Genomic DNA, 495 nt, shown 5'->3' on the forward strand with positions numbered 1-495 from the left:
AAAGTAGAAATAAAGAGAGCTGAGACGATACTGGAATTAGGGTTTAGGCATAAAGAGCAAATAGGGATCATAGGTGCTATACAAGATGAATATATACCGCTGCAAGTAGAGAAAATATCAGAAAAATATCAAAATTGTCCAAGATGTGAGGGGAAAACTAAGAAAAATGGGATGAAGTATACGGATTATCATAGCAGTTTAAGTGATCATAAGTTAAGAATACAGGGTTATGCATGCAGATGTGGTTGGCAAAAAAGACCAACAATACACGGAGAATATGGAACAAGCGTACATCCTGATCTGACAAAGATGCAGGGCATGCTAGGAGCTAAGATGCCATATAAAGAGGTTGAGGAGACATTAGAAAAGTTAAATTGCCAAAAACGTAGCGCAAATAACCATGTAAAAATAGCAGAGTGCACAAATATGATAGGAGGCATTTTAAGCAAGATTAAATCAGAAGAAGTAGTAGAGAGCAAGGGTGATGCAGATGAT

At 37.0% G+C, this 495-nt stretch carries 1 pseudogene; it reads left to right on the top strand.

The window, feature by feature from the left end:
* Positions 1 to 495: pseudogene (locus tag L8D11_RS05445) on the top strand (hypothetical protein); the annotation flags it as partial.

This window comes from Candidatus Bandiella numerosa, from assembly GCF_021811875.1.
GTDB lineage: Bacteria > Pseudomonadota > Alphaproteobacteria > Rickettsiales > Midichloriaceae > Aquirickettsia > Aquirickettsia numerosa_A.